Origin of the sequence: Streptomyces sp. NPDC048473, from assembly GCF_043200155.1 — a bacterium.
Classification (GTDB): Bacteria; Actinomycetota; Actinomycetes; order Streptomycetales; family Streptomycetaceae; genus Streptomyces.
Window position 1 is genome coordinate 1 of the sequence record NZ_JBICXE010000030.1, and the last position, 24,600, is coordinate 24,600.

General features: G+C 68.7%; 19 protein-coding genes and 3 pseudogenes. 10 read left to right on the forward strand and 12 right to left on the reverse strand.

Going from position 1 to position 24,600, the window contains the following annotated elements:
• The first annotated feature begins 157 nt into the window (after positions 1-157).
• Positions 158-1,288: an aminoglycoside phosphotransferase family protein gene (locus ACGFU7_RS34155; protein ID WP_393701097.1), complete on the forward strand. Its 1,131-nt coding sequence runs from the start codon at positions 158-160 to the stop codon at positions 1,286-1,288.
• A gap of 468 nt (positions 1,289-1,756) precedes the next feature.
• Here ACGFU7_RS34155 and ACGFU7_RS34160 read toward each other — a convergent pair.
• Positions 1,757-2,095 (reverse strand): annotated as a pseudogene (locus ACGFU7_RS34160) (SUKH-3 domain-containing protein); the annotation flags it as partial.
• A gap of 1,173 nt (positions 2,096-3,268) precedes the next feature.
• Between ACGFU7_RS34160 and ACGFU7_RS34165 the strand changes: the two are divergent.
• Positions 3,269-3,466, forward strand: a complete 198-nt coding sequence (locus ACGFU7_RS34165; protein ID WP_393701099.1) for a helix-turn-helix transcriptional regulator — start codon at positions 3,269-3,271, stop codon at positions 3,464-3,466.
• Complete coding sequence (locus ACGFU7_RS34170) at positions 3,457-4,833, forward strand: integrase (RefSeq protein WP_393701101.1); 1,377 nt, start codon at positions 3,457-3,459, stop codon at positions 4,831-4,833. Before ACGFU7_RS34165 ends, ACGFU7_RS34170 begins: the two co-directional genes overlap by 10 nt.
• Before the next feature lie 178 nt (positions 4,834-5,011).
• Here the strand turns inward: ACGFU7_RS34170 and ACGFU7_RS34175 are convergent, their stop codons facing one another.
• The 5 genes from ACGFU7_RS34175 to ACGFU7_RS34195 all read right to left on the reverse strand — a co-directional run bounded on the left by ACGFU7_RS34175 (position 5,012) and on the right by ACGFU7_RS34195 (position 11,113).
• On the reverse strand, positions 5,012-6,535 hold the full coding sequence (locus tag ACGFU7_RS34175; protein ID WP_393701103.1) for an aldehyde dehydrogenase family protein: 1,524 nt from the start codon (positions 6,533-6,535) through the stop codon (positions 5,012-5,014).
• Entirely contained in the window at positions 6,532-7,890 is a 1,359-nt protein-coding gene (locus ACGFU7_RS34180; protein WP_393701105.1) for a GAF domain-containing protein, read from the reverse strand. Before ACGFU7_RS34180 ends, ACGFU7_RS34175 begins: the two co-directional genes overlap by 4 nt.
• Positions 7,891-7,995: 105 nt before the next feature.
• A complete protein-coding gene (locus ACGFU7_RS34185; protein ID WP_393701106.1) occupies positions 7,996-8,589 on the reverse strand; it encodes an N-acetylmuramoyl-L-alanine amidase in 594 nt (197 codons plus the stop codon).
• Between the two features lie 23 nt (positions 8,590-8,612).
• Positions 8,613-9,629: an acetamidase/formamidase family protein gene (locus tag ACGFU7_RS34190; RefSeq protein ID WP_393701108.1), complete on the reverse strand. Its 1,017-nt coding sequence runs from the start codon at positions 9,627-9,629 to the stop codon at positions 8,613-8,615.
• Positions 9,626-11,113 (reverse strand): APC family permease, encoded by a 1,488-nt coding sequence (locus ACGFU7_RS34195; RefSeq protein ID WP_393701110.1) that lies wholly within the window; start codon positions 11,111-11,113, stop codon positions 9,626-9,628. The genes ACGFU7_RS34190 and ACGFU7_RS34195 overlap by 4 nt, the downstream gene beginning before the upstream one ends.
• A gap of 1,053 nt (positions 11,114-12,166) precedes the next feature.
• On the opposite strand from ACGFU7_RS34195, the pseudogene ACGFU7_RS34200 reads away from it, so the two are divergent.
• The 3 genes and pseudogenes from ACGFU7_RS34200 to ACGFU7_RS34210 all read left to right on the forward strand — a co-directional run.
• Positions 12,167-12,379 (forward strand): annotated as a pseudogene (locus ACGFU7_RS34200) (site-specific integrase); the annotation flags it as partial.
• Positions 12,380-12,617: 238 nt separating this feature from the next.
• Positions 12,618-13,055: a VOC family protein gene (locus ACGFU7_RS34205; RefSeq protein WP_393701112.1), complete on the forward strand. Its 438-nt coding sequence runs from the start codon at positions 12,618-12,620 to the stop codon at positions 13,053-13,055.
• 105 nt (positions 13,056-13,160) lie between these two features.
• Positions 13,161-13,475 (forward strand): hypothetical protein, encoded by a 315-nt coding sequence (locus ACGFU7_RS34210; protein ID WP_393701114.1) that lies wholly within the window; start codon positions 13,161-13,163, stop codon positions 13,473-13,475.
• A gap of 38 nt (positions 13,476-13,513) precedes the next feature.
• On the opposite strand, the pseudogene ACGFU7_RS34215 reads toward ACGFU7_RS34210, so the two are convergent.
• From ACGFU7_RS34215 to ACGFU7_RS34225, 3 genes and pseudogenes are all read right to left on the reverse strand, one after another.
• A pseudogene (locus ACGFU7_RS34215) lies at positions 13,514-13,843 on the reverse strand (Tn3 family transposase); the annotation flags it as partial.
• 912 nt (positions 13,844-14,755) lie between these two features.
• On the reverse strand, positions 14,756-16,141 hold the full coding sequence (locus ACGFU7_RS34220; protein ID WP_393701116.1) for an SWF or SNF family helicase: 1,386 nt from the start codon (positions 16,139-16,141) through the stop codon (positions 14,756-14,758).
• The gene (locus tag ACGFU7_RS34225; protein ID WP_393701117.1) at positions 16,138-19,032 is read right to left on the reverse strand and encodes a DEAD/DEAH box helicase; all 2,895 of its coding nucleotides are present in this window, start codon (positions 19,030-19,032) and stop codon (positions 16,138-16,140) included. The genes ACGFU7_RS34220 and ACGFU7_RS34225 overlap by 4 nt, the downstream gene beginning before the upstream one ends.
• Before the next feature lie 293 nt (positions 19,033-19,325).
• On the opposite strand from ACGFU7_RS34225, the gene ACGFU7_RS34230 reads away from it, so the two are divergent.
• The 3 genes from ACGFU7_RS34230 (at position 19,326) to ACGFU7_RS34240 (ending at position 21,246) form a co-directional block, all read left to right on the forward strand.
• Positions 19,326-20,405: a fatty acid desaturase family protein gene (locus ACGFU7_RS34230; RefSeq protein WP_393701119.1), complete on the forward strand. Its 1,080-nt coding sequence runs from the start codon at positions 19,326-19,328 to the stop codon at positions 20,403-20,405.
• Between the two features lie 84 nt (positions 20,406-20,489).
• Positions 20,490-20,672 (forward strand): hypothetical protein, encoded by a 183-nt coding sequence (locus ACGFU7_RS34235; RefSeq protein ID WP_114248565.1) that lies wholly within the window; start codon positions 20,490-20,492, stop codon positions 20,670-20,672.
• Between the two features lie 43 nt (positions 20,673-20,715).
• Positions 20,716-21,246: an MOSC domain-containing protein gene (locus ACGFU7_RS34240; protein WP_393701229.1), complete on the forward strand. Its 531-nt coding sequence runs from the start codon at positions 20,716-20,718 to the stop codon at positions 21,244-21,246.
• 73 nt (positions 21,247-21,319) lie between these two features.
• On the opposite strand, the gene ACGFU7_RS34245 is transcribed toward ACGFU7_RS34240, so the two are convergent.
• Together ACGFU7_RS34245 and ACGFU7_RS34250 are read right to left on the reverse strand one after the other, a co-directional pair.
• Entirely contained in the window at positions 21,320-22,375 is a 1,056-nt protein-coding gene (locus ACGFU7_RS34245) for a hypothetical protein (protein ID WP_393701121.1), read from the reverse strand.
• A 120-nt stretch (positions 22,376-22,495) separates the two neighbouring features.
• A complete protein-coding gene (locus ACGFU7_RS34250; RefSeq protein ID WP_393701123.1) occupies positions 22,496-22,804 on the reverse strand; it encodes a hypothetical protein in 309 nt (102 codons plus the stop codon).
• A gap of 127 nt (positions 22,805-22,931) precedes the next feature.
• Here ACGFU7_RS34250 and ACGFU7_RS34255 point away from each other — a divergent pair, with 127 nt between their 5' ends.
• Complete coding sequence (locus tag ACGFU7_RS34255; protein WP_393701125.1) at positions 22,932-23,834, forward strand: oxygenase MpaB family protein; 903 nt, start codon at positions 22,932-22,934, stop codon at positions 23,832-23,834.
• A 24-nt stretch (positions 23,835-23,858) separates the two neighbouring features.
• Here ACGFU7_RS34255 and ACGFU7_RS34260 read toward each other — a convergent pair whose 3' ends face one another.
• Positions 23,859-24,458 (reverse strand): class I SAM-dependent methyltransferase, encoded by a 600-nt coding sequence (locus tag ACGFU7_RS34260; RefSeq protein WP_393701126.1) that lies wholly within the window; start codon positions 24,456-24,458, stop codon positions 23,859-23,861.
• Positions 24,459-24,600 lie beyond the last annotated feature (142 nt).

Sequence of the window (24,600 nt, forward strand, 5' to 3'; positions counted from 1 at the left end):
GCAACGGGGCTCCTTGCGGGACAAGCTGTCTTGGACGACTGCCTGTACCAACGAGCTCCGTTGCTCTACATCAGAAACCCGTCAACACCCCTTGCGTGACCTGCGAGAACGCTAACTACCCGGCCTTGGGGGAAGGCCCACCGAAGGCACCACTCCAATGAATCAAGGCATCGAGGAGCATGCGGCACACAGAGCCGCCCGCATGAGTGGGTTGCGCAGCAACCAGATGATCAAGCTGCACCAGCACGCGACCGCAGTCTTCCTCCTCCCTACCGAACGCATCGTCGCGCGCGTCAGCTCAGTCGGACATCTCTCCAGGCTCACCACCAGCGTGACGCTCACACGCTGGCTCACAAACAGCGGCGTACCAGCGACGGAACCCGCGGACCTCGAACAGCCCGTACTCGCCGAAGGGCATGTCGTCACCTTCTGGCGTCACTATCCGCAGCCCACCCCGAAAAGCACCCCCAACGCTGAGCATCTCGGCCGTCTTCTTCGGCAACTACACCAGCTTCCCCAACCACCCATCACACTGCCGAAGTGGACGCCACTCACTTCCTTCACCCAAACACTGGCGCACGCGAACTCAGTGCCCGACACCCAGAAGGACTGGCTTGCCACACGCGCGCACGAGCTCATTGCTACCTTCGAGGAACTCGACTACGCCCTGACCCCCGGCCTCGTCCACGGTGACGCATACCCCGGCAACTGCCTCTGGGACGGCGACCATGTGCTCCTCGGCGACTGGGATGAGGCGGCCGTCGGGCCACGGGAGGTCGACCTTGCCAACACCTACCAAGGCCAGCGATTCGGACGAACCGCTGCTGAACTCGAAACGTTCGGGAGAACGTATGGGTACGACATCACAAGCTGGCCCGGTCTACCCATGCTCATCGGCATCCGCGACATACACACACTCAGCTCGTACATCCGCCGCGCCGACATGGGGAACGCAGCAGCAGCCCACGAGCTCGGTCGGAGAATAGCCACTCTTCAACGAGATGACACTGCAGCAAACTGGAAGGCAGCCCGAGCAGCTCCTGATTTTGCGTTTCCGGAAGGAGCCAAGCCGGAAGCGGAATTGCAGGAGATGCAATTTCCGGTGCAAGGGAGGCGTTCAGCCGGTCGTGGTGGACTCGGCGAGCGCGCCGGTGATCACGAAGGGTCCGAAGGCGACCTGGGCGCGGTCGCGTCCGGCGGCCAGCAGTACCGTCGCGCGCACGACTCCGCCGGCCGGCACGCCGCTCTCAGCCGTCGCGCGGGGGCGCCAGGTTCCTCCCGCGGTTAGAGCGGATCGTGTGACTTGCGAAGTAGCCAGGTCAGGATGTGTGCGCTTGGGTGTGCGCGCCGTCCAGGGAGTCGAGGAGGTCTCCGAAGGTGATCTCCCTTTGTCGCAGTCGAAGGTCATGGCGGCGGCGAGCGCCGGTGGAACGCGCCGCACCTGCAGACCGCCACGGCGGCCGTGGCCCGGGTCATCGGGCACTGACAAGGAACCCACCCGAGCAGGCGCTGGCGCGTGCTCTCCTCGATGAACAGGGCACGTGCCAACGCTGCCACCCAACCGACTTGAATGGCGGACGCATGGGCAGTTTGACCGACGACCCCGACTTCCGGGCGACGACGTTCGTGGTCGTGGACTCGCAGACGACGACGCCGACGGGCCACCCGGCTCAGCCCATCGAAGTCGCCGCTCTCGCCCGAAAGTGGCCAGGCGAAAGGGCTGGACTGAATAGAGCTCCCCGTGTTCGTCGATTCCGAGAAGAGCATGGCCGTGGTCGAGCTCACCAACAGGGAAGACCATGACCCCTCTGGCCTCGTTCCAGGCTGCGAAGCGGTCCTCCTCACTGCACCAGAGGTTCATGGGGTCCAGGTCGAACGCCTCGCGAGCACGCGTGATCCCGGCACCCCGCGACCCGACCTGTAGACCACCGAACTCCGCCAAGAACTCTTCTGCGGCCGGGTGCATCACCAGCTCGGCCTCCGCGAAGCTCACACGCCAGAGGCTGGTGTCCACACGGCGCCCAGGAAACCAGCCTGCCGAACGGAACGCAGGGTTGCCTGGGTGACGGGGTCGAGATCGCTCATGCCCGCACATTCTTACGCTGCCAGGACACCCACGCAACAAACCCTTGACTCGAACACAGCACCAAGCGACTTGACTGCTTACCACTGTGAGGTGTCTACCCAGCCGTCCAGCGCACGCCGAAAGTCGGTCGCTACCGTTGAAGGTGGGTGGGACTCACCCACCGACCTGGATCAGTCAGACGGCAGCGCGTCATTCAGGGTGGCGCGTCGCTTCGACACCACGGTGAAGGTCCTCTCGTCGACGAGGTCGTGTAACGGCTTCATGATGCAGGTGCCGGCGCATGTCCTGCGCCTCAACGAGGTCCGTGGCAGGAGGGCTCCATGCAGCTGTCGGCGGGCATTCGCCCACGGCAGACAAGAAAGAACTCCAAAGGACTGGAAACCTCCGTCGGGAGCATGTCAACGTACAACGTCCCAGAAAACACCAGATCAGACGGGCGCAGCTGCGCCGGTGTGGCCGGGTTGCGATTGATTCGGAACCCCGCACCGCACCGGGCTGCCTCGCTGGCATGGTCCTACTTAGCTTAGGAGGCTCGCCTGTCGGATTCCGCTATTCGATCCACCCGTTTCACTTCCCCTGTCCTCTTTGCGTTCGGCGCACTGAACGCCTGGTTCGGTCAGGCGGCGGGGGACTACGGCGCCGTGTCCACCGGGCTGTGCGTTTGCGTCTGCGCGGCCGGCCTGTTCGGCGAGGACCTGCTGCAACGCGGCTACCGCCGCGATAGGGCTGTCCTCGCACATGTTGCGGCGCACCCCGGAGCTGCAACTTGGCACGTGGCCCGCGCTATCGGGGTTCCTGAGCGTGTCGTGGTGCGGAATCTTGAACGCCTAACTGATGACGGTCTGCTGGTGCTTGTCGTGGACGGTGCGACCCCAACTCTGCGCCCATACCGGCTGGCGTCCTGACGGCGGCCAGCCCGAGGAGCTGTCGGATTCATCTAATGCGGCGCGCAATATAGACCACGATCGCCGGTTAGCCAAACCGGCGATCGTGACGACCATTGAGGGTGTTCGCAGCGGCTGTGCTTGGCGGTGGAGCCGTTCAGACACTATGACCCTTCATGTCGGTGCCCAGCAGTCCCCGTAGCTGACAGCGCCTGCCCATCATCTGTGGCGGAGTGGGTGCAAGTCGCGCGCTGCCGCCTGGGCGGCCGACAAATTCGGAATACCCGAGGAAACATCAATGGCTCGTCCACCTGCGCTCAAGCTCACCGAGGTCCTAGCGGAAATCCGGATGAGCCCGTCGGCCTTCTACCGCCTACGCGCTCGCGGTCAGGCACCCCGAATTATCAAGCTGCCCAACGGTGAACTGCGCTGCCGCCGCGCCGATCTGGATGCGTGGTGGGAGGCGTGCGAAAGGGATACGCCCGGATGGCGATGAGTTATAACGTCCGCTTCTGGGAGATACGCGAGCGCCCAGACCGGCGCAAGCCTTTCCAGATTCGGTGGACGGTTAACGGGCGAGAGAAGTCCGAGTCCTTCATCACGTTCGCGCTTGCTGATAGCCGACGCGCGAAGCTGATGACAGCTGCGCGCGAGGGTGAGCCGTTTGATGAGCACACCGGTCTGCCGGCATCCGAGTTGCGGGCCATCAAGCAGCGAACTACGTGGTATGACCTGGCGCACGAATACATCGAGCAAAGATGGGAGCGCACGCCAGGGAACACCCGCCGCACCTTGGCTGATGCCTTCGCCACGGTCACGCCCGCCCTCGTGCGCCCCGGCGCAACGTTTTCCGATCCGCGGGTACTACGGCGTGCCCTGTACTCGTGGGCATTCAACAAGAAAGCCTGGCAGTGCGAGCCCACCGAGGAGTGGCTCCACGCGCTGGACTGGATGAAGCGGAACTCGCTGCCGGTCAGCGCCCTCGCGGAGGCCGACGTTCTGAGGCGGGCCCTCGACGCGATGTGCCGCAAACTGGACGGCAAGGCGGCTGCGGCCAAGACAGCCCGACGCAAGAGGGCTGCGTTCAACGAAGCTCTCAACACTGCGGTGGAGAAGGGGTACTTCGCGGAAAACCCCCTCAACGGTCTACGGTGGAAAGCGCCAGCAGTCAATGAAGAGGTGGATCCGGCCGCCGTTCCCAATCCGGCCCAGGTGTTTCGCCTGCTCGAGTCCGTTGCTCGCCAGCGGGGGCGGGGTCCTCATCTTGAGGCGTTCTTCGGCTGCATGTACTTCGCGGCTATGCGGCCAGCTGAGGTCATCCATCTTCGGATCGATCAATGTCACTTGCCGAAGACTGGATGGGGGATGCTCAACCTCTCGGGCGGGGTTGTCACGTCTGGCAAGGAGTGGACCGACGACGGTGAGGTGCACGAGGTGCACTCGCTCAAGCGTCGCGCGGCAAGCGCAACGCGACCTATTCTCATCCCGCCGCAATTCGTACGCATGCTGCGTGCCCATGTGAAACGGTTCGATGTGGCACCCGACGGTCGACTCTTCCGGAATCAGGCTGGCAACTACGTGGACGCTGCCGCCTACGGCATCACGTGGGCGCGGGCCCGGGAGCACGCCCTGACTCGTACCGAGCGGACTTCTCGTCTGGCCAAGCGACCTTACGATCTCCGGCACGCCGGGATCTCGTTCTGGCTCTACTCCGGAGTGGACCCGGCCGAATGCGCCCGCCGCGCCGGTCAGAGCATCGAGGTTCTCTTTCGCCACTACGCCAAGTTCCTCGACGGCCTTCGAGAGCATGCGAACCGCCTCATCGAGCAGTCCATGAACGAGTGGCAGCGCGTCAGCCAGTGACGCACCCGAGGGCTGAACCGGGGGTTTGGTCCGTGACTGGTCCGGAAGCACTGGTCGGGAGGGGTACAGCAGTGGGAGGAAATGGGAGCTAGCGCGCAAGCCGGGCTCGGTCGAGAGCGGGCTGAGTGAAAGGCGCCTGACGGGTGAAAGCCCAGGTCAGGCGCCTTTTCTCGTGCGTCTAGAAGAATCCCAGCTTCTTCGGTGAATAGGACACCAGAAGATTCTTGGTCTGCTGGTAGTGCTCCAGCATCATCTTGTGGTTCTCGCGGCCGATCCCCGACTGCTTGTAGCCGCCGAAGGCGGCGTGGGCCGGGTACGCGTGGTAGCAGTTCGTCCAGACCCTGCCTGCCTGGATGGCACGGCCCGCCCGGTACGCGGTGTTGATGTCGCGGGTCCATACGCCCGCCCCGAGGCCGTACAGCGTGTCGTTCGCCGTTCCGATCGCGTCGTCGAAGTCCGAGAAGGACGTGACCGCGACGACCGGGCCGAAGATCTCCTCCTGGAAGACCCGCATCCGGTTGTCGCCCTCGAAGATGGTCGGCTGGACGTAGTAGCCTCCCGCCAGCTCCCCGTCGTACTCGATCTTCTGACCACCCGTGAGGACCTTCGCGCCCTCCTGCTGGCCGATGTCCAGGTACGAAAGGATCTTCTGTAGCTGGTCGTTGGAGGCCTGCGCGCCGATCATCGTGTCCGTGTCCAGCGGGTGGCCCGGCACGATCTGTTCGGTGCGGGCGATGCCCGCCTCCAGGAATTCGCTGTAGTGCCCGCGCTGGATCAGTGCGCGCGACGGACAGGTGCAGACCTCGCCCTGGTTGAGGGCGAACATGGTGAAGCCTTCGAGGGCCTTGTCGCGGAAGTCGTCGTCCGCGCTCCACACGTCGTCGAAGAAGATGTTCGGTGACTTGCCGCCCAGTTCGAGCGTCACCGGCTTGATGTTCTCGGAGGCGTACTGCATGATCAGCCGCCCCGTGGTGGTCTCACCGGTGAAGGCGATCTTCGCGACACGGGGACTGGAGGCGAGGGGTTTGCCGGCCTCCGCGCCGAAGCCGTTGACGATGTTGACGACGCCGGGCGGAAGGAGGTCGGCCACCAGCTTCAGCCATACGTGGATGGAGGCCGGGGTCTGCTCGGCCGGTTTGAGCACCACCGCGTTGCCCGCCGCGAGCGCCGGGGCCAGTTTCCAGGTCGCCATCAGGATGGGGAAGTTCCACGGGATGATCTGCGCGACGACGCCCAGCGGCTCGTGGAAGTGGTACGCGATCGTGTCGTCGTCGATCTCGCTGAGCGAGCCCTCCTGGGCGCGCAGCGCACCGGCGAAGTAGCGGAAGTGGTCGATGGCCAGGGGGATGTCGGCGGCCAGGGTCTCGCGTACCGGCTTGCCGTTGTCCCAGCTCTCGGCGACCGCCAGCTCCTCCAGATGTGCCTCCATCCGGTCGGCGATCCTGTTGAGGACCGAGGCGCGGTCGCCTGCCGCGGTCGCTCCCCATGCGGGGGCCGCGGCGTGTGCCGCGTCCAGGGCCCGTTCGATGTCCTCGGCACTGCCGCGGGCGATCTCGGTGAAGGGACGGCCGTTGACGGGGCTGGGGTTCTCGAAGTACTGGCCACGGGCGGGCGGGACGTATGCGCCGCCGATCCAGTGGTCGTAGCGGGACTCGTACGAGACGATGGCGCCCTCGGTGCCCGGCGCAGCGTAACGGGTCATCTCTGTGGCCTCCCGGATCCGGTGCCGCCCGCCGTTGGACGGCCCTCGGCGTGAGGGTAGGCAGCGCGACGTTGCAACCCCGTTGCGTGGGGTGCGGGGAGCGGCCGGCGCTGCTCGGCGTCCAGCGCCCGGGCCCTGGCGAGGAGCGCGGGGCGCTGTCCCGCAGGTACGGCCGCGGCGAGCGCCTGCCAGACCGGGAGATCGTCCTCGCCCCATGGGCTGTACGCCCAGTCGGCCAGCAGCCCCGGGTCACCGCGTGCGATGAGCGCCGCCCGCAGCTGCTCGTCGAGCCGGCGCCGCAGACGGATGGCAGATGGTGCCTGCGAGCCAGGCAGCAGCGGACCCGCGTAGGCGCTTAGCGCCGCTGCCACCGCTCCGGATGCCAGTCTGCGCGCCACCGTGTCGAAATCGGCGTCGACCGGCGTGGAGAGACGGTAGGGGCGGGAGAGGAGGAGTTCGGGGCCCAGCAGCCGTCGCAGTCGGGAAAGTTCGGCCCGCAGCGTCACGGGGGTCACCGACTCGTTCTCGTACAGCTCCACGAGGAGTTCGTCGCCCCCGAGCCCTTCGGGGTGGCGGGCCAGCGTCACCAGGATCTCGCTGTGACGCCTGCTGAGTTGGATCTTCCGGCCTCCCGCGACGAGCTGGGCCTCGTCCCGGCCGAGCGCACTGAGCTGTACGGACTCCCCGGCCGGCGAGGGTGCGAGGAGTGCCAGCTGCGACTCGGCGGCGCGTGCCACCGCCTGCACGAACGCCAGGCTGTGCGGATGCGCGAGTCGGTCCCCACCGGTGATGTCCACGGCGCCCAGGACCCGTCCCGTGTGCGGGTCGTGGAGCGGCGCCGCCGCGCAGGTCCACTGCTGGACCGGCCGCAGGAAGTGCTCGGCGGCGAAGACCTGCACCGGCCGGTCCACGGCGATGGCCGTCCCCGGTGCGTTGGTCCCGGCCGCGGACTCGGCCCAGCGGGCGCCTTCCACGAAGTTCATCCGGCCCGCGGCCCGTCGGGTCACCGCGTGTCCTTCGACCCACAGCAGTCTGCCGTGCGCGTCGCACACCGCGAGGAGGTGTTCGCCGTCCGTCGCGTACGCGCTCATCAGCTCACGGATCACCGGCATGGCGGGGGCCAGGGGATGCCCGTCCCGGTACGGCCCGAGGTCGTCGGCGCCCAGCTCGACGAGGGCCGCACCGTCCGGGCTGACCCGGGCCCGCACGGAGCGCCGCCATGACTCGCCGACCACCGGACGCACCGGACGCTCCAGCCGTCCGGCCGTGGTGAACACCTCGTGTGCGTGGCGCAGTTGGCCGAGCCGTTCACCGGGGTTCGTATCGGCTGCCAGAGCCACCCAGGGGTCCGTCAACTCACCCTCCCGTCCAGGGGCGTCGTGCACACCCCATCGTGGCGGCAGTCGACGTCTGTGACAACCGCGGTGCGGAGAGTAATCGGATGCGGCGGCGAAGGCGCGTCAGCCGGCTGAGTAGAGATTGACGAGACGGATGTAGCGCACCCAGTCCCAGTTCGGCCCGGGATCGGTGTGGTCGGTGCCCGGGACCTGGGCATGGCCGAGGATGTGCGCACGGTCCTTGGGGATGCCGTAACGGTCGCAGACCGAGGCGGTCAGCAGCGCCGACTTCTCGTACATGGCGTTGGTGAAGTACGCGGGCTGGTCCACCCAGCCCTCGTGCTCGATGCCGATGCTGCGCGTGTTGTAGTCCCAGTTGCCCGCATGCCAGGCGATGTTCTGCTCCCGGACGCACTGGGCGACATAGCCGTCCGCCGAGCGCACCACATAGTGCGCGGAGACCTGTTTCGCCGGATTCTGGAAGATCCCGATCGTGTTCGGAAACGTCTCCTGGGTGACATGGATGATCACGTACTGGACCGGATAGGCCGAAGGCCGGGTCGAAGCCGTGTAGTTGGACGTGGACGCCGGTGTCCAGTGGGCAAGCGGATAGTCGGTGTCGCCTGCCGCCGTGGAAGCCGCGGCGCGGGCGGAGGCCGGGAGCAGAGCGGCGGCCGCCGTCGCGGCGGCGCCCTGAAGGATCCTTCTGCGGTGCATGAACACTCCTGTGGGGGCGGGGGTCAGGGGCTGGACAGCAGTGTTGCAGTCTCCCGCAGATGGCGGTGGAGTCCGCGATGGGGATCGCCTGCGGGCAGCCACTCCTTGCGGATCTTCGCCACACAGGTGTAGTTGGTGTCGCACACATTGGCCAACGGCGCCTCACCGGCCTGGCTGACCAGCTGATAGGCATCGAGTTCGGACAGGCCGTAGTCGCGTGCCAGCCACTGCACCAGGTCCAACTGCGAGATGCGGAAGGCGTCTTCGAGCGGTCGGGCGGAGCCGGTCGACATCAGATGGGTGTCGGACTCGATGCGCGGCCACGGTGTCGTGACACCTTTCAGCAACTCGACCAGCACCACCGTGTTCATCGCACATTCCACGGCGACCCCGCAGGTCTCGCCCTCGCCCTGACGGGCATGACCGTCCCCGAGACTCAGCAGCGCACCCTCGACGTTGACGCCCAGATAGCAGGTGACGCCCGCCCTCATCTCGGGTGTGTCCATGTTCCCGCCGTGCGCGTCGGGAACCAGCGCGGACCGTACCTCCAGATTGGCCGGCGCCACCCCGACCGTGCCGTGCATCGGATCCATCGGCAGCTCCACCTGGATGTCACTGTCCCGGGCGCTGAACAGACAGGTGCGGCGCGCCCGGTCGAGCTGCCACATCCACACCACCTCGGGCAGCGGAGCCTGCAGTGACGCCGTGGTGTGCGTGGAGGTGAGCGCCCCGAAGAGAGGCACGGTCGTCGAGGCGGCCCAGTCCCTGGCCGGTTCGACGGACACGAAATGAACCGCGACGGTGTCGCCGGGCTCCGCACCCACCACATGGAACGGACCGGTCTGCGGGTTGAGGAAGGGGAATTCGCAGACCTCGGAGACCAGGTCCTTCTCGGAGCGCACCCGGCCGGCGAAGCAGTCCTCCGTATACACGTCGAGGAATGTCCCCGGCTCGATACGGGCGACCGGCGCCGCTCCGCCGAAGGTCCAGGCGTACTCGCCCTCCTTGGGGCGGACCGTCAGGATACGGGGGGCGTTCATCGCTGCACTGCTCCTGTCTCGGGTTCCCCGGCCGGCTCCGGGGCGTCGTCAAGATGGATCCGTCCGGTCTGTGCCACCCGCTCCGGATGTCTGCGCAGCAGCACCGCAAGCACAACGATTCCGATCAGCATCCAGACACCGACGACCGGACCGGCGTACGAAACGGGCGCACTCAGCTCGGAGACGAAGTCGAAGGCCGGAATCCCGGCGGCCGTCAGCAGCGCGGGGACGAACGCCGCGATGCCCAGTACCGGGAAGAGCAGATGGAGCACGGGGTTGAACGCGCCGCGCCGCCGTCGCAGGAAGTACCCGGCGCAAGCCAGATTCACGATGATGTACACACCGATGATCACCGTCACGATCACGGTGGCCAGCAGCACGAACGCGGTCACCGGGTCGTAGGCGAAACCCAGTCCGAGCGCCGCGCCGACCGCGATCACGAACTGCACGGCCACGCCGGTTACGGGGGAGCGGCGGCGCGGATGGAGCCTTGCGAAGGCCTGCGGGAACACCCCGATGCGACCGAGGGCGAACGCCGTCCGGGTCGACACATTGGCGCACGCATTGGCGTTGGCCACGGTCGAGTTGACCACGGCGAGGAAGAGCAGCACCCAGAACAGCCCGAACGAGGCGCGGGCCACGCCTTCCCACGACGTCGCCCCCGAAGCGTCGAATCCGGCGAATCTGTCCGGCCCGAAGTACACGGACATGGCATAGGTGGTGAGGACGTACACCAGGCCGATGGAGAGCGCCGCACCGAGCACCGCACGCCGCATCGTGCGCCGCGGGTTCTTCGTCTCCTCGGCGAGCGGCGCCGCGGCCTCGAAGCCCGCGAAGGCCAGCACGGTGTAGACCGAACCCGCGAAGATCCCGCTGATGCCGTCGAAGCCGTCCGCGGTGTGCGAAGTGCCGAACACCGACAGGGTGTTGTCCGATCCGGCCTGCCCGATGAGCAGCACGGCGAAGGCGACGAACACCAGCACCTCGAAGATGCCGAGCACGGTTCCGAACCGTGCGGAGGCCCGCACGCCGAAATACCCGGCGAGCGCGATGATCACCGCGCCGAGCAACGACCACGGCCACCAGAGGTCCGCCGGGTAGGACGACCACTCCTGGTGCAGGGTGCCCGCCGTCGTGAAGCCGAGCTGGAGCAGCAACAGCGCGGGCACCAGCGCCTCGACGAAGACATAGCCCCAGCCGACAAGAAACCCGATGGCCGGATGCAGCCCCTGCGCCGAGTAGGTGGCGACCGAACCGGCGGCCGGCAGATGGCGTGCCAGCTCTGCGACGCACGACGCGGTGAAGAGGCAGGCGACCAGTGCCACCACCACGGACAACGGCAGACTGCCGCCCGCGAACGCGGCTCCGGCCGGAATCGACGCGGCAATGGCGGCGGCCGGCGCCATCGCCGTGATGCTCTGGAAAAGGACTTCACGCAGCCCGATGGCATCGCGTAACAGTCCGCTGCTCGAATCCCCCGACACCCCGTGGCTCCCTTTGTCCGATGACCGGAAGGTGTTCTCCGATGTACGGCCGAGCGTCTCGCGCGCCCTACCGTACGGGCGTCGTGCGAGCGGCGGAAGACGGCAGGAGCCCGGAATCGGCTGCGTGGACGGGGGAAGCCGGCCGATCATGGACGCGGACGGCCCCGGCACAGAGCCCGGGCTGCCGAGAGGAACCGGGCGCGTCTCCCGGACTTGGCGCCTGGGGCCGCGGCGGAGTTGGTAGCAGAGATGACACCGTCGGCCCGCGGACGTATCCGTGCGCACCTCGGCGCGCACCCCGACGCGCTTGTCAGCGGCTCTTCGCTCGCCCCGGCCTCCGTCCAGCGCCTCATCACCGTGCTGCGCGAGCGGGGCATCGACGGGGTGCGGGTTCCGGCCTGCCTTCGCTGCGGACGCATCCGACGCCTGCGTTGCCTGGTTCCCGGGGGACGGGTGTGTCTGGGCTGCGAAGGAACCCTTGCCGCACACTCCAACGTCGGCATCTGTACCGGCTGCGAGCGGATCAGGCCCCGCCCGGTCGGCGACACCTGCACACCCTGCCGCCAGCGGCCCAAGCCGCCACGTGCTCGTGCACCGGGTGCGGCCGCCCCAGCCACAAGGACCCGTGCGCCTCCTGCCGGCCCCGCTCAGCAGCCCCCTGCGCGCTGTGCTCCGTCAGCGCACCGGTGAGTGCCCGCTGGCTGATCGGCCCGGTCTGCAAACCCTGCTGCGCGCTCGCCCGCCGGGTCCCAGCCCTGTGCCCTGGCTGCTCGACGGTGAAGGTCCTGATCGCCCGCATCGACGGGCAAAGGACCTGCGGGCCCTGCGCCGGACATCCGGACCCTTACGCGTGCCCAGCCTGCGGCAGCGCCAGCAGCCCCATCATCGGGGAGCTGTGCGACCGCTGCGCGGTCGAAGACCACCTCACAGGTCTCCTCCATGGACTGCCACCCGAGTCCGCCGCACAACTCGCACCCCTACGGGAAGCCCTGACGGCCGCCGAGCACCCGCGCACGGTCCTGACCTGGCTGCGAAACTCGGTCTCGGCCCGCCTCCTGCACGAGACCGCCGGGCACGGGCTGGGATCTGCATGAGTGGCGGCACTCCGGCCTGACCCACCTCGGCGAGGGTGGGACGAGCCTGCTCATGCTGATGGCGAAGCCCCGGCACAAGAAGGCGGAGAACGTACGGAAGTATTTCCACCCCTCTCCGGAGGCGATCGCCGAAGTCACCAGCCTGCTCGCGCCGGGCGACCGCCGACGCTGAGCACGGGCGGGTTTCCTCCCGTACGCTCCTTCGTCGTACTGGGGCGTGGCTACAACTCACCTGCGCGCATACGACGTTCCCGAAGTCTGCCAGGACCTCCTCCAGTGGGGACACTGTCAGGATCGTCATCCCACGGCTCAAGGTCCCACTCATCGCCAAGAGTCGGCCGCATGCGCCACAGCCTGGCCAGGGGCGGGCCCGTGGAGACGACGAAAGACCCCGCCTCTACGAAGATCCGATGGCATCGATCCAGCAGGTCCAAATCACCTTCGACTGCGCAGAACCTGAGCGCGTCGCTCGATTCTGGTCCGAGGTGTTGGGGTACGTCGTACCGCCGCCACCGGAGGGGTTTGCTACGTGGGACGATTTCGATCGCGCACTGCCCCCTGAGCATCAGGGTCCAGCGTTCGCATCATGCGCCGATCTTTCAGGTGTGGGCCCGCGACTGTACTTCCAGCGCGTTCCCGAAGGCAAGGTCGTCATGAATCGGCTGCATCTTGACGTGCGGGTCGGCACCGGACTCGTGGGTGAAGAGCGACTGGCCGCACTTGAGGCCGAATGCGCACGACTGGTCCCGCTCGGCGCGGTACGCGTGCGGCTACTGCTTGCCGATGGAGTCAACGAGTCGTGCCTCGTGATGCAGGACATCGAGGGCAACGAGTTCTGTCTCGACTGAGTGGCCGCGAACGTGGCACCTTCGCGAGTCGACTGGTGCAGTTCGCCATCACGAGGGTCGCCGTCCCGCGGCGCGCCAACGGTCCTGATCCGGAACCACCCTTCGGTGTCCACGAGCAGGGACCGGTACGGGGTGGGCGCCGACCGCGTCAACGACATCAACGACGACCGGCTGAGGGTGATCCGGACACTGCTGGGCACCCTGTTGCTGATCCGCCGGCCCGCCGACGCCCGGCGCGGCCTGTGGCAGTCCGAGGAGGTCCGGCCCGCCGCAGCCGCCCGCAAGCGTCTGCGCCGGGCCGGTGCCGAGCACCCCGACGCCCCGGTCCGCTACATCGCCCTCCGCCAGTCCATCCGGCCCACCCCCGACGACGACGGTGGGGCCCGAACCACCGCTGGCCGCGTCTACCGCCACCAGTGATTCGTACGCCCCCACCGGCGCACGTATCCCGACCAGGACGAGTCGCGCGGGGTGCCGGCCACGACCTTCCCGCCGAGTCCGGCCGCCTGGTCATTGATCATGTTGAGCCAGGTGGCGCCGCCCCGGCGCCCGAAGAACTTGGGGTTCGGCCGTGCGTACACGCTGGGCACGGGGACGAGGAACCGCATCCCGTCGACCGAGGCGACCAGGCCACCGCCCCACGCGCTCGCGAGCGGGATGGCCGCCTGGTGCTCGATCAGCGTGGCGTTCGCGGCCCGGTACGTGGCGAGCCGCAGATATGTCTGGTCGACGTGGGAGAGCCTCCCGTACTTCAGCGCGTCGATGCCGCCGATGACCGGGGTCGCGCCGAAGTCGACGACCTCGACCAGGAGCTTGAGGAACGGCCGTACGGTGCCGAACCGGGTAGCGGGGAGATTCCGGCAGGGTGCGGCGCCACCACAGCAGCAGCACCACCGGCGCCGCCGCGATCAGCGCGGCGATGCGCCGGCCCGTGGCCGGATCGGGGGCTCCCTCACGGCCATGGTCGCCGCCGTGCAGGCCATCCTCAGCGAGCTCAGCGACGAGGACGCCATCCGCTCCTCGGGCGAGATCCAGCAGATGTGGCAGGACCTCGACCCGATGGACGACCAACCCTGAACTGCCTGCACCTGACACGTACGCGGACCTTGTACCGGACCGTGCAGATCTCCCAGTCCCGACCGCCGACCGCGGCGTACTCGCTCACCCTGGAGACGAGTGGGCCTGATGCGTCGGCCGGTAGGGGCAGACTGGAGTCGGTGAGGAGGCGTTGGCAGATGAGGGGCGCGGCTATGCCGACGGTCTCGGAAGCGGGTCGGGCAGAGGCGTCGGTCGGGGCTGATGGCTGACGCTTCGTGAAGGTTCGTGCGGCGGCACAAGGCAGCGCCTGGTGGTCACCTTCGGATTGACCATGCAGGCGCTGCTGCCAGTGACGCTCGTGACTTCGGTCGAACCAGGAGCAGCCGGCGGATCACGACAGACCCATCACCGGTATTCGCCTGAGTCACGCAACACCGGCACTGACCATCACCCACCTGGCCGCGGAATACCGCAGGGCTGGAATGACGCTCCCCGCCAGCTCTGAGGCACGGACTCAGCTCGTACGGCCGCCAGGTTCCGCCCTCACCCTCAATGCGCGGTGACATCGAGTTGAACGCAGGGGCAGAGCGCGACGACGGGCGGGGGCCGGACGTCCTGCCCGGCCCCCGCCCGTTCACCGCTGAGCGGCCCCAACGATGACCTCAGTCGTCCGACACGCCTGAACCTCCCAGCGCCGCCGCCGGATCGTCGTCCGCCGGGCCTGCCGGAACCCAGCGCCCGCTCTCCTTGCGGTACGGCCACCAGCGCCCGTCCCGCCCGTACCGCAGCTGTACACCGTCTTCCACCGCGGTCCAGCGATTGCCCGCCTGCCGCAGCCGGGGCTGCTCGCCCTCCTCCCACGCCTCGGCGAGCCGTGCCCGGGCCCGGGCCAGGGACTCCGGATCCGGCGCCCACTCCTCATCCAGCACGGTGAGCGCAGCCGCCCCGCCGTACTGCCAGGCACGCACCGCCGCATCGAGTTCGGCACGTGGCCGCCCCGATCCGGCGGCCAGCCGTGTCGCGATCCAGGGCTCGGGCCGGGCGTCGGCGACCAGCCGTACGGCATCCTGCTGCGGCGTCAAACCGGCCGGCAGAGGCTGCTGTTCATGACGGGGAGAGAGGGCGTCCGCCAGCATCCGGTGGGCGCGTGCCGCACTGTCCGTCGCCAGCATCTCCAGAACCGCCGGATCGACGCCGGGTTCCGGTTCGGTATCCGTGTCCAGGGACGGCGCAGGCCCTGGTTCCGTCGGCAGCGGCGGGGGAACGGGCAGCGGGGGCAGGATGTCCCGCGCGGCGAACGCCTCCTCCGCCCGTACTCCGCGATCCTTCGCCTGAGCGCCCGAGGTACCGGACCTGCCGGAGGGGGCGGCCGTGCCGGACGCTGCCAGCCCCTCCGCGCGGGCCGCGATGCGTACCTGGAGTTCGTCCAGGAGCCGCCGCTCGCCGCGCCCCCGCATGAGCAGCAGGACGAACGGATCCTGGTCCAGCAGCCGCGCCACCTGGTAGCACAGGGCGGCGGTGTGCGGACAGTGATCCCACGTCTCACAGGTGCACTCCGGGTCCAGATCGCCGATCCCCGGCAGCAGCTCCACCCCGGCCGCCGCCGCGTCCTCCACCAGGTGCGGCGGCATTTCGCGGTCGAGGAGCGCCGCGATGTGCCCGGCCCGGTCTACGGCCATGTCCAGGAACCGGTCCCACTCCGCCTCGCTCAGCTCCTGGAGGAGCACATCACTGCGGTACGTGGACGAGTCCCGGTCCCGGACGACCGCGGTGATCCGGCCGGGCCGTACGGAAACCGCACCGACCCGGCCCTCGTGGGCGAACCTGCGCCCCTTCTTGAGCTGTTCGCCGTCCAGCGCGGTGTCCTCCAGAGCCTTCAGCCAGGCCCGGCCCCACCAGGACTCCGCGAAGCCGCGCCCGCGCGTCGGCGGCAGCGCGGCGAAGGTACGTTCCTGCACCAGCGCCGGGGCGTCGCTCCCGTCGCCTCCGTATCCTTCACGGTCGTATCTGTCGCTGCCGTATTCGTCGCTGTCGTATCCGTCGCTCATCGCGTGCCCCCTCGCAGCTCCACCAGATCGGCCAGTTCCGCATCCGTCAGTTCGGTCAGCGCCGCCTCGCCGGAGCCGAGCACCGCGTCCGCCAGTCCCTGCTTGCGGGCCAGCATGTCGGCGATCCGGTCCTCGATGGTGCCCTCGGCGATCAGTCGGTGCACCTGCACCGGCTGGGTCTGCCCGATCCGGTACGCGCGGTCGGTGGCCTGTGCCTCCACCGCCGGGTTCCACCACCGGTCGAAGTGCACGACATGGCCTGCCCGGGTGAGGTTGAGTCCGGTGCCGGCCGCCTTCAGCGACAACAGGAAGACCGGGGCCTCGCCCGCCTGGAACCGGTTCACCATCGCCTCCCGCTCCGCGACCGGTGTACCGCCGTGCAGGAACTGTGTGCGCACCCCGCGCGCCGCCAGGTGCTGTTCGAGCAGCCGGGCCATCTGCACGTACTGGGTGAACACGAGCACGCTCGCGTCCTCCGCCAGGATCGTGTCGAGCAGCTCGTCCAGCAGTTCCACCTTTCCCGAACGGTCCTCGATCCGCGGCTCCTTCTCCTTGAGGTACTGCGCCGGGTGGTTGCAGATCTGCTTCAGGGCCGTCAGCAGCTTCACGACAAGGCCCCGCCGGGCGAAGCCGTCGGCGCCGGAGATCGCGGCCAGTGTCTCCCGTACCACCGCTTCGTACAGCCCCGTCTGTTCCGCCGTCAGTGACACCGTGCGGTCGGTCTCGGTCTTCGGCGGCAGCTCGGGCGCGATGCCCGGATCCGATTTGCGCCGTCGCAGCAGGAACGGCCGCACCAGCGCGGCGAGCCGCTCGGCCGCCGCCGGGTCGCCGCCCTCCGCGGTCCGCGCATAGCGGGTACGGAAGGTGCCGAGCCGGCCCAGCAGGCCGGGCGTCGTCCAGTCGAGGATCGCCCACAGCTCGGACAGGTTGTTCTCCACGGGGGTACCGGTGAGCGCCACCCGAGCCTGTGCGCCGATCGTCCGCAGCTGCTTGGCCGTCGCCGAGTACGGGTTCTTGACGTGCTGGGCTTCGTCGGCGACCACCATGCCCCACCGGATGTCCGCGAGCTTCGCCGCGTCGAGCCGCATCGTGCCGTACGTGGTGAGGACGAACTCGCCATTCACCAGGCCGGCCAGGCTGCGCGATCCGCCGTGGAAGCGGCGTACCGGCGTACCCGGCGCGAACTTCTCGATCTCCCGCTGCCAGTTCCCCATGAGCGAGGTCGGGCAGACCACGAGCGTCGGCCCGGCTGCCGATTCGATGCCCTGACGGTGCAGATGCAGCGCGATCAGCGTAATGGTTTTGCCGAGCCCCATGTCGTCGGCGAGACAGCCACCGAGGCCGAGCGAGGTCATGGTGTGCAGCCAGTTCAGGCCGCGCAGCTGGTAGTCGCGCAGCGTTGCGGAGAGTGCCGGGGGCTGTGCCACCGTCTGCTGCTCACCCCGCTGCCCACCGGACTCCGGGTCGGCCACCCGGTGGCGCAGCTGCTCCAGCCACCCCGTGGCCCGGACGTCGACCCGGCGGCCGTCGACCTCGGTGGAACCGGTCAGTACGGCTCCGAGCGCATCGATCGGAGTGACCTTGCGGTCCTGGGTGTCGCGGGCGCGCTGTGCCTCCTCGGGGTCGATCAGCACCCACTGGTCGCGCAGCCGCACCACCGGCCTGTTGGCCTCGGCCAGGCGGTCCAGCTCGGCGCGGCTGAGCTGCTGGTCGCCCAGGGCGAACCACCAGTCGAACGTCAACAGCGCATCGGCCGACAGGAGTGGCGGTGTGTCCGAGCCGGTGCGGGCGAACCCCCGGTGTTCCCGGCTCTCTGTGTCGTCGGGCGGACCGATCACCGCGCGTGCGGTGAGCTTGCGGGCCAGTTCCTTGGGCCAGTGGACCTGGACCCCGGTCGCGGCGAGTGCCCGTCCGGCGGGACCGAGGAGTTCGCCGAGCTCTTCGTCGGCCGGTTCGATGGAGTCGGGCACTGTGGCCGACAACAGCGGAGTCAGCGGAGGCCAGGCACGGGCGGCCCGGCGCAGCGCCAGAAGGGCATCCATCCGGGCCCGGGGGCCGAAGGCGGCAGCGGTCGGCGCGGAACCGGCCCAGACCTCGGCGGCATCGGCAACCAGTGCCGGATCGCTGACGCTGTGGATCTGCAGGACAGCACGGAAGGACGGCCCGGAGGCCGGCTCGTCGTCCTCGTCCGGGGCTGTCAGCCCCGACACCTCCACCCGCAGCGAGAGCCGGACGCCCGCATCGTGCCCGGCCGCGACATCGGTGGCCCAGGCCCGTTGACCGGGCAGGTGCTGCGGCTCGTCGACGGCGAACGCAGGGCCGCCGGTGGCGAAGGCCGCGGCGGGGGTCCGCGGCAGGCCGTCCGCCACCGCGTCGAGGAACGCGCGCAGCAGCCGTTCGGGTTCGGGCAGCAGCACCGGTTGCGCGGCCGCGTCGAGCGGCACCGCATGCGCCGGCGGCGGCATCGAGGCCGCGAGCGTACGGATCCGCAGCTGATCGTCGGCGGTCAGCGGCCCGGCCCGCCAGGCATCGTGATCGGTGGTACTCAGCCCCGGCAACAGCAAGCCACGGGCAGCGAGTTGCAGAGCGAGGAGCGCGGCGGCGCCCCAGAACGCGGCGGCGCCGGAGGCATGCGCCGAGGCCCGTGCCCGCGTCAGTACGGGCAGCGCGTCCCGGACCGGAAGCAGCAGCGCAGGTACGGCGTACGCCCGCGCGTCGGCGCCGACGACGGTCAGCTCCTCGACGGAACCGGGCGAATCGGGCGGACTACTACCGTCCGGATGCCAGAAGGCGATACGGCCGGCGCGGAAGGGATCCGCGGGCAGGAAGACCACGGAGCAGCCGGAGAGTGCGGAGATCTCGGAGAGCGTTGCCGCAGGGAGCCTGTGCACAGCGATGCCGAATTCCTCAAATTTGACTAGTGGGGTCGGGTCGCCGAGGGTACTCCACCGATGCGTACCCCCGTGAGCGGAATCGCCGTGATCCAGCCCACTTTCAGGCAGCTCGGCCGCCCCGCGCGACTGCCGGGCAGGACTGTGCGTCGCGCCCCAGGGTGTAGCCAGCACCCCCTTGGGGGGAGGGGGCTGACCCCCGGAAATCCCGGGTGGTGGCGCCATGGTTGCCGCACGGCTGGTCACCGTACGTTTCTACAGGTCAGCGCAGCTTTCCAGAGACCGGAGACCTCATGCCCCAGGCCGTAGCCACCGTCGTGGAAGGCACCCGTGACGGTGCGGGAAGTGCTGTGAGTGCCGGCGGCACCGGAATCGCCCCGAGCCAGGGGAGCGACTTCGCGCCCCTCCTACGCGCGGTCAAGGGGCAGGGACTTCTGGAGCGGCGCACCGGCCGGTACGCGGCGGGCATCGCCACCAACCTGGTCGCACTGGGTGCCGTGTTCACGGGCATGTTCCTCCTCGGCAACACCTGGTGGACCCTGCTGCTCGCACTGCCACTGGCGGTCTTCTGGTCCCGCACCGCGTTTGTCGGACACGACGCCGGACACGCCCAGATAACCGGCGACCGCAGGGCGAGCCGGGCCATCGGCCTCGTGCACGCCAACCTGCTGCTGGGCATGAACGAGGCATGGTGGAACGACAAGCACGTACGCCACCACGCCAACCCCAACCACGTCGACAAGGACCCGGATGTCGGCGTCGGCGCCCTGGTCTGGACCCAGAAGCAGGCGGCCCAGCGCGAAGGTTTCGCCCGCTGGCTCACCCGTAACCAGGCCCGGCTGTTCTTCCCGATGCTGCTCCTCGAAGGCATCGCGCTCAAGATCTCCGGCTTCCAGTACCTGCGGCAGCAGCCCGCCCGGGAACGCACCCTCTCGGCACTGCTCCTGGTCGCCCACCTCGGTCTCTACGCAGCGCTGCTGCTCACCGTCATGTCCCCGGGGAAGGCCGTCGTCTTCGCGCTGGTGCACCATGCACTGTTCGGGCTCCACCTGGGCATGGCCTTCGCACCGAACCACAAGGGCATGGAGATGCCCGATCCCGACGGCGACCGCTGGAGCCACCTCCAGCGTCAGGTCCTCACCTCGCGCAACGTACGCGGCGGCGTCCTCACCGACTGGTTCCTCGGCGGGCTCAACTACCAGATCGAGCACCACCTCTTCCCGAGCATGCCCCGCCCGCATCTGCGCCTTGCACAGCCCATGGTGCGCGCCCACTGCGAGGCGCTCGGCATGCCGTACACGGAGACCGGACTGATCGAGTCCTACCGGCAGGCACTGCAGCACATGCACGAGGTCGGCGAACCCTTGAGGTGAGGACTTCGGCCGGCTGGAACCGATGGGCGGGCGCAGGCGTTCTCACAGCAGGAGCGGCCTCGGGCCGCGAAGGAGGCGTGGACGATGTCGAACAGCGCAAAGATTGCCATCGGGGGAGTCGTCGCGGCAGTCATCCTGATGCCGTTCATCGGATTCTGGCTGTCGCTGCTGGTCCTGATCGGAGTTCCGGCGGTCGCGTATCTGCTGCTGGATCCCAGTCAGCGACGCAGGCTCCGCAGGATCACCCGCAAGGAAATAGGCCGCTGACCACATGCTGACAGACGCGGGGGGCTCCGCAGTGAGCGGGACGGTGACCGTGGTGAGCAGGAACGAGAAGTATTCGTTCACCAAGCCGAACCGGAAGAGTGTCACCCTGCTGGCCGGGCTCGGCGTGGAGGGAGACGTGCACGCGGGAGTCACGGTCAAGCACCGGTCCCGCGTCGCACAGGATCCCACCCAGCCGAATCTGCGCCAGGTGCATCTCATTCATGAGGAACTGTTCGGCGAATTGCGGGCAGCCGGTTTCGAGGTCGCCCCGGGCGATCTCGGGGAGAACGTCACCACCAGCGGTGTCGATCTCCTTGCCCTGCCCGTCGGCACTCTGCTGCACTTCGGCGACGCGGCAGTCGTCGAGGTCACCGGCGTGCGCAACCCATGCCTGCAGATCGACAACTTCCAGGACGGGCTCCTCAAGCAGGTCGTCGGCCGGGACGAGACGGGCCGGATCGTGCGCAAGGCCGGGATCATGGGCATCGTCACGGTCGGCGGAGTGGTCCGGCCGGGCGACCCGATCAAGATCGAGCTGCCCGTCGGGCCGCATCGGGCGCTGGAGCGCGTGTGAGACACGGCTGAACCGGCGCGCGCCCTCGGCCGGTGGTCGGCTCTGGGCCTTCTGTCGAGCACCGAGAGCTCGCTCAGGTCGGCCGTACTGCGAGCGCGTCCAGTGCCTTCAACAGGCCGGGCAGTTGCGTCCCTCGCCCGACCGGCAGCACCTCGCCCGGTTCCTCGTCAAGCAGAACGAAGGCGATGTCATCGGTCCTGGCGACCAGTGACCAGCCGGGGCCGTCGGCGCGCAGCATTCGGGCGTCGCCGGTGGCGAAGGAGGACCGGATGCGGCCGGGCGGCGGCGGGGCGTCCACATAGGCACGGGCCTCCGCGAGCGCCCGCCGTAGGCCAGGGTGCACTCCGGAAGGCGTGTCCTTTGCGGGATTCTCGGAGGTGGCGTCGGGCCGGTCGCTCCCGGCCTCGTTTGCGGGGGTGGCGTCGGGCTTGTCGCTCTCGGCCTCAGCCTCGACCTCAGCCTCAACCTTGGCTCCAGCCCTGAGCTCGCCTTCGCCCTCATCCTCAGTCCCAGTTTTGGCGTCGGTATCGCCCTTCTCTATTGCGGCGGCGTCACCGGCCTCGTCCCCGGCACCGTCCGCCCCGCCTGGAGTGATGAAGGCCGTCTCGTCGTCGATCTGCTCGCGCCAGGCCGCCCACTGGTGCGCTATCTCGTCCGCACCCATGCGCCGCTGAGCCGGCCCCCATGACTCCGTGTCGGGCGGGGCCAGTGGCGCCGGATCGGTGCCCTCGGCCTCCGGGTCCGGCAGCGGATCGTGCGGGTCTGCCACTCCGGGAGCGGCGACCCCCACCGCGAGGGGCCACCCGGGCAGAGCGCAGACCACTGAACGGTCGTCGGGGGAGAGGTCGTACTCCATTCCGCAGTCCCAGGCCGCGATCGCGACGGCGACCAGCGACACGTCGTCGACTACGACGGTCCAGCGCGCGCCACTGCCGTCCTGGCCGAGGATCAGCCCGTATCCCTCGGCGTACGGTTCGAGGGTGAGCGCCGCACACGCGGCGGGGTAGTCGTCACCGAGCACGCTCGGGAACTGCGCCGGTGTCAGCAGCACCGCGGTGAGCACATACAGTGCGTCGTCGTCGGCGACTGTGTCGCTCGTCCCGGCCACGGCACCCTCCTCGTCCGTCATGGTTGTCCGTCGGCGCACCTTAACGAGTCGGTAACCCACTCGTCGAGGCCCTGACAAGGGAAGACGTGGTCCCGGACAAAGGAGAGGACGTGGGGCCCGCGGTCCGGCGGACGGCGCTCCTCAGTCGGCGGGCAGGCCGAGCAGCGTACGGGCCACTGTCCGCGGCGACTCGTCGCGCTCGCGGGCCAGCGCGATGACGGCCCGGCAGGCCAGCTCGCTGATACCGAAGGAGAGTGCCTCGGGCGACACCCAGCCGCTCGCCTCGTCGATCCGTGCCTGATCGTCCTCCACGGATGCCGAGACATAGGTGGCTGCCGCCTCGAACAGATTGTGCTGCTTGTGCCGGTCTTCCCTGAGAGGTGCTGCTGACCGCCCGCCCTTCCGGTCGGGGGAGACAACTTTCCGCAGGCTGCCGATTATGCCGATCATGGAGACCGCCCCGAGGAACCGTGAGCGCATGACTTGCCCGTGCACAGCGCATGACTTGTTCGTACACACTGACGGTCTTCCCCGCCAACGTAGAGTTGGACCTTCGACGAGGTAAGGGGGCAGCACAGTGAAGCGGTACGACCGGCTGAGGGAGATTCAGCGTCTCGATCCGGAACAGGACTTCCTCCGGATCTACCGGATCACGGCAACCTACGAGTTTCCCTGGGACATCGCCCGCGCTCTCGAACTGGCGCTGTATCGCACCTATGCCGTCCCCAGCATCGGCCGACTTCTCGCAGAGACCGCCGAACTGACGGACCGTTCGCAGAAGCGCTACGACGACACCGCACTCCTCCTCGACACCGTCGTGGAGCACGGCTTCGAGAGCGACCCCGGGCGCACGGCCGTCCGCCGGATCAATCAGATGCACCGCAGTTACGACATCAGCAACGACGACATGCGCTATGTGCTGTGCACCTTCGTCGTCACCCCGAAGCGGTGGCTCGACAGCTACGGCTGGCGCCGGCTGTCCGACCACGAACTGCGTGCGTGCGCCGTCTATTACCGGACCTTGGGCGCCCACATGGGCATCAAGGACCTGCCGCAGACGTACGAGGACTTCGAGCGCACCCTCGACACCTACGAGGCCGAGCACTTCGGCTGGGACGAAGGGGGACGCCGCGTCTCCGACGCCACGCTGGGCCTGATGGGCTCCTGGTATCCGCGCCCCTTCGCCCCCGTCGCGCGGAAGGCATCCCTCGCTCTTCTCGACGATTCGCTGCTGCGGGCATTCCGCTACGAACGCCCGGGCTCCGCGGCCCGTAGCCTCACCCGCGGCGCCCTGCGCCTCAGGGCACGGGCCGTGCGACTGCTGCCGCCGCGTACCACCCCGCACTTCGCCCGGCAGAACCCGGAGATCAAGGGCTACCCGGACGGCTACGAGGTCTCCGGGCTCGGTACGTTCCCCACCCCGGGCGTCCGCGGCTGCCCGGTTCCGCACAAGCGGCGCCCCGACGTTCCGGCCGAGTGAGCAGGAGGGGAGAGCGCTCGCAGGTCACAGCGTCCGTACGGCAAGGGCGAGGAAACGGTCGTCCTCATCGGTGTACGCGTCGAGCCGCCAGCCCGAACGCGCCAGCAGCGGGCGGAGGTTGCGCTCGGCGCGCAGGTCGTCGTCCGTGATCCGGCGGCCGTGGCGCGCGGCCAGGGCGGCCCGCCCGATGGGGTGGAAGAGGGCCAGTTGCCCGCCCGGCCGTACCACCCGCGCCAACTCCGCCAGGTCGGGTCCGGGGTGCGACAGATGGGAGATCAGCCCGGCCGCGAACACCGCGTCGAGCGATTGTGACCGCAGGGGCAGGCGGGCGACATCGGCGAGGAGAAGCGCTCCGCTCCGGTCGCGTCCCGCCCGCACCGCCGACCCCAGCATCGCCGCTGTGAGGTCCACGCCCAGGACCGTGCCCCGCGGTCCCACGGCCGCGCGCAGGGCGGGCAGTGCCCGTCCTGTACCGCAGCCGGCGTCGAGTACCGCGTCACCGGGGCCCAGTGCGAGGGAGTCGACGGCGGCGGCGTAGGCGGGCCCGTCGTCGGGAAACCGGCTGTCCCAGTCCGCAGCGCGGGCTGTGAAGAAGTCCTGGACGTGTGTGTGGTCATCGGCCATACGGACATGATCGCGTAGTTGCCACCGGAGCGAAACAGAGCGAAACATCGGGAAATGGGGTGCATGTTCGAGCACTGCGTGATCGGTCGGGAACATCTCTCTGTCATATTTCAGCAGCTTTCGAAATGCGCCCCGGGCGCGC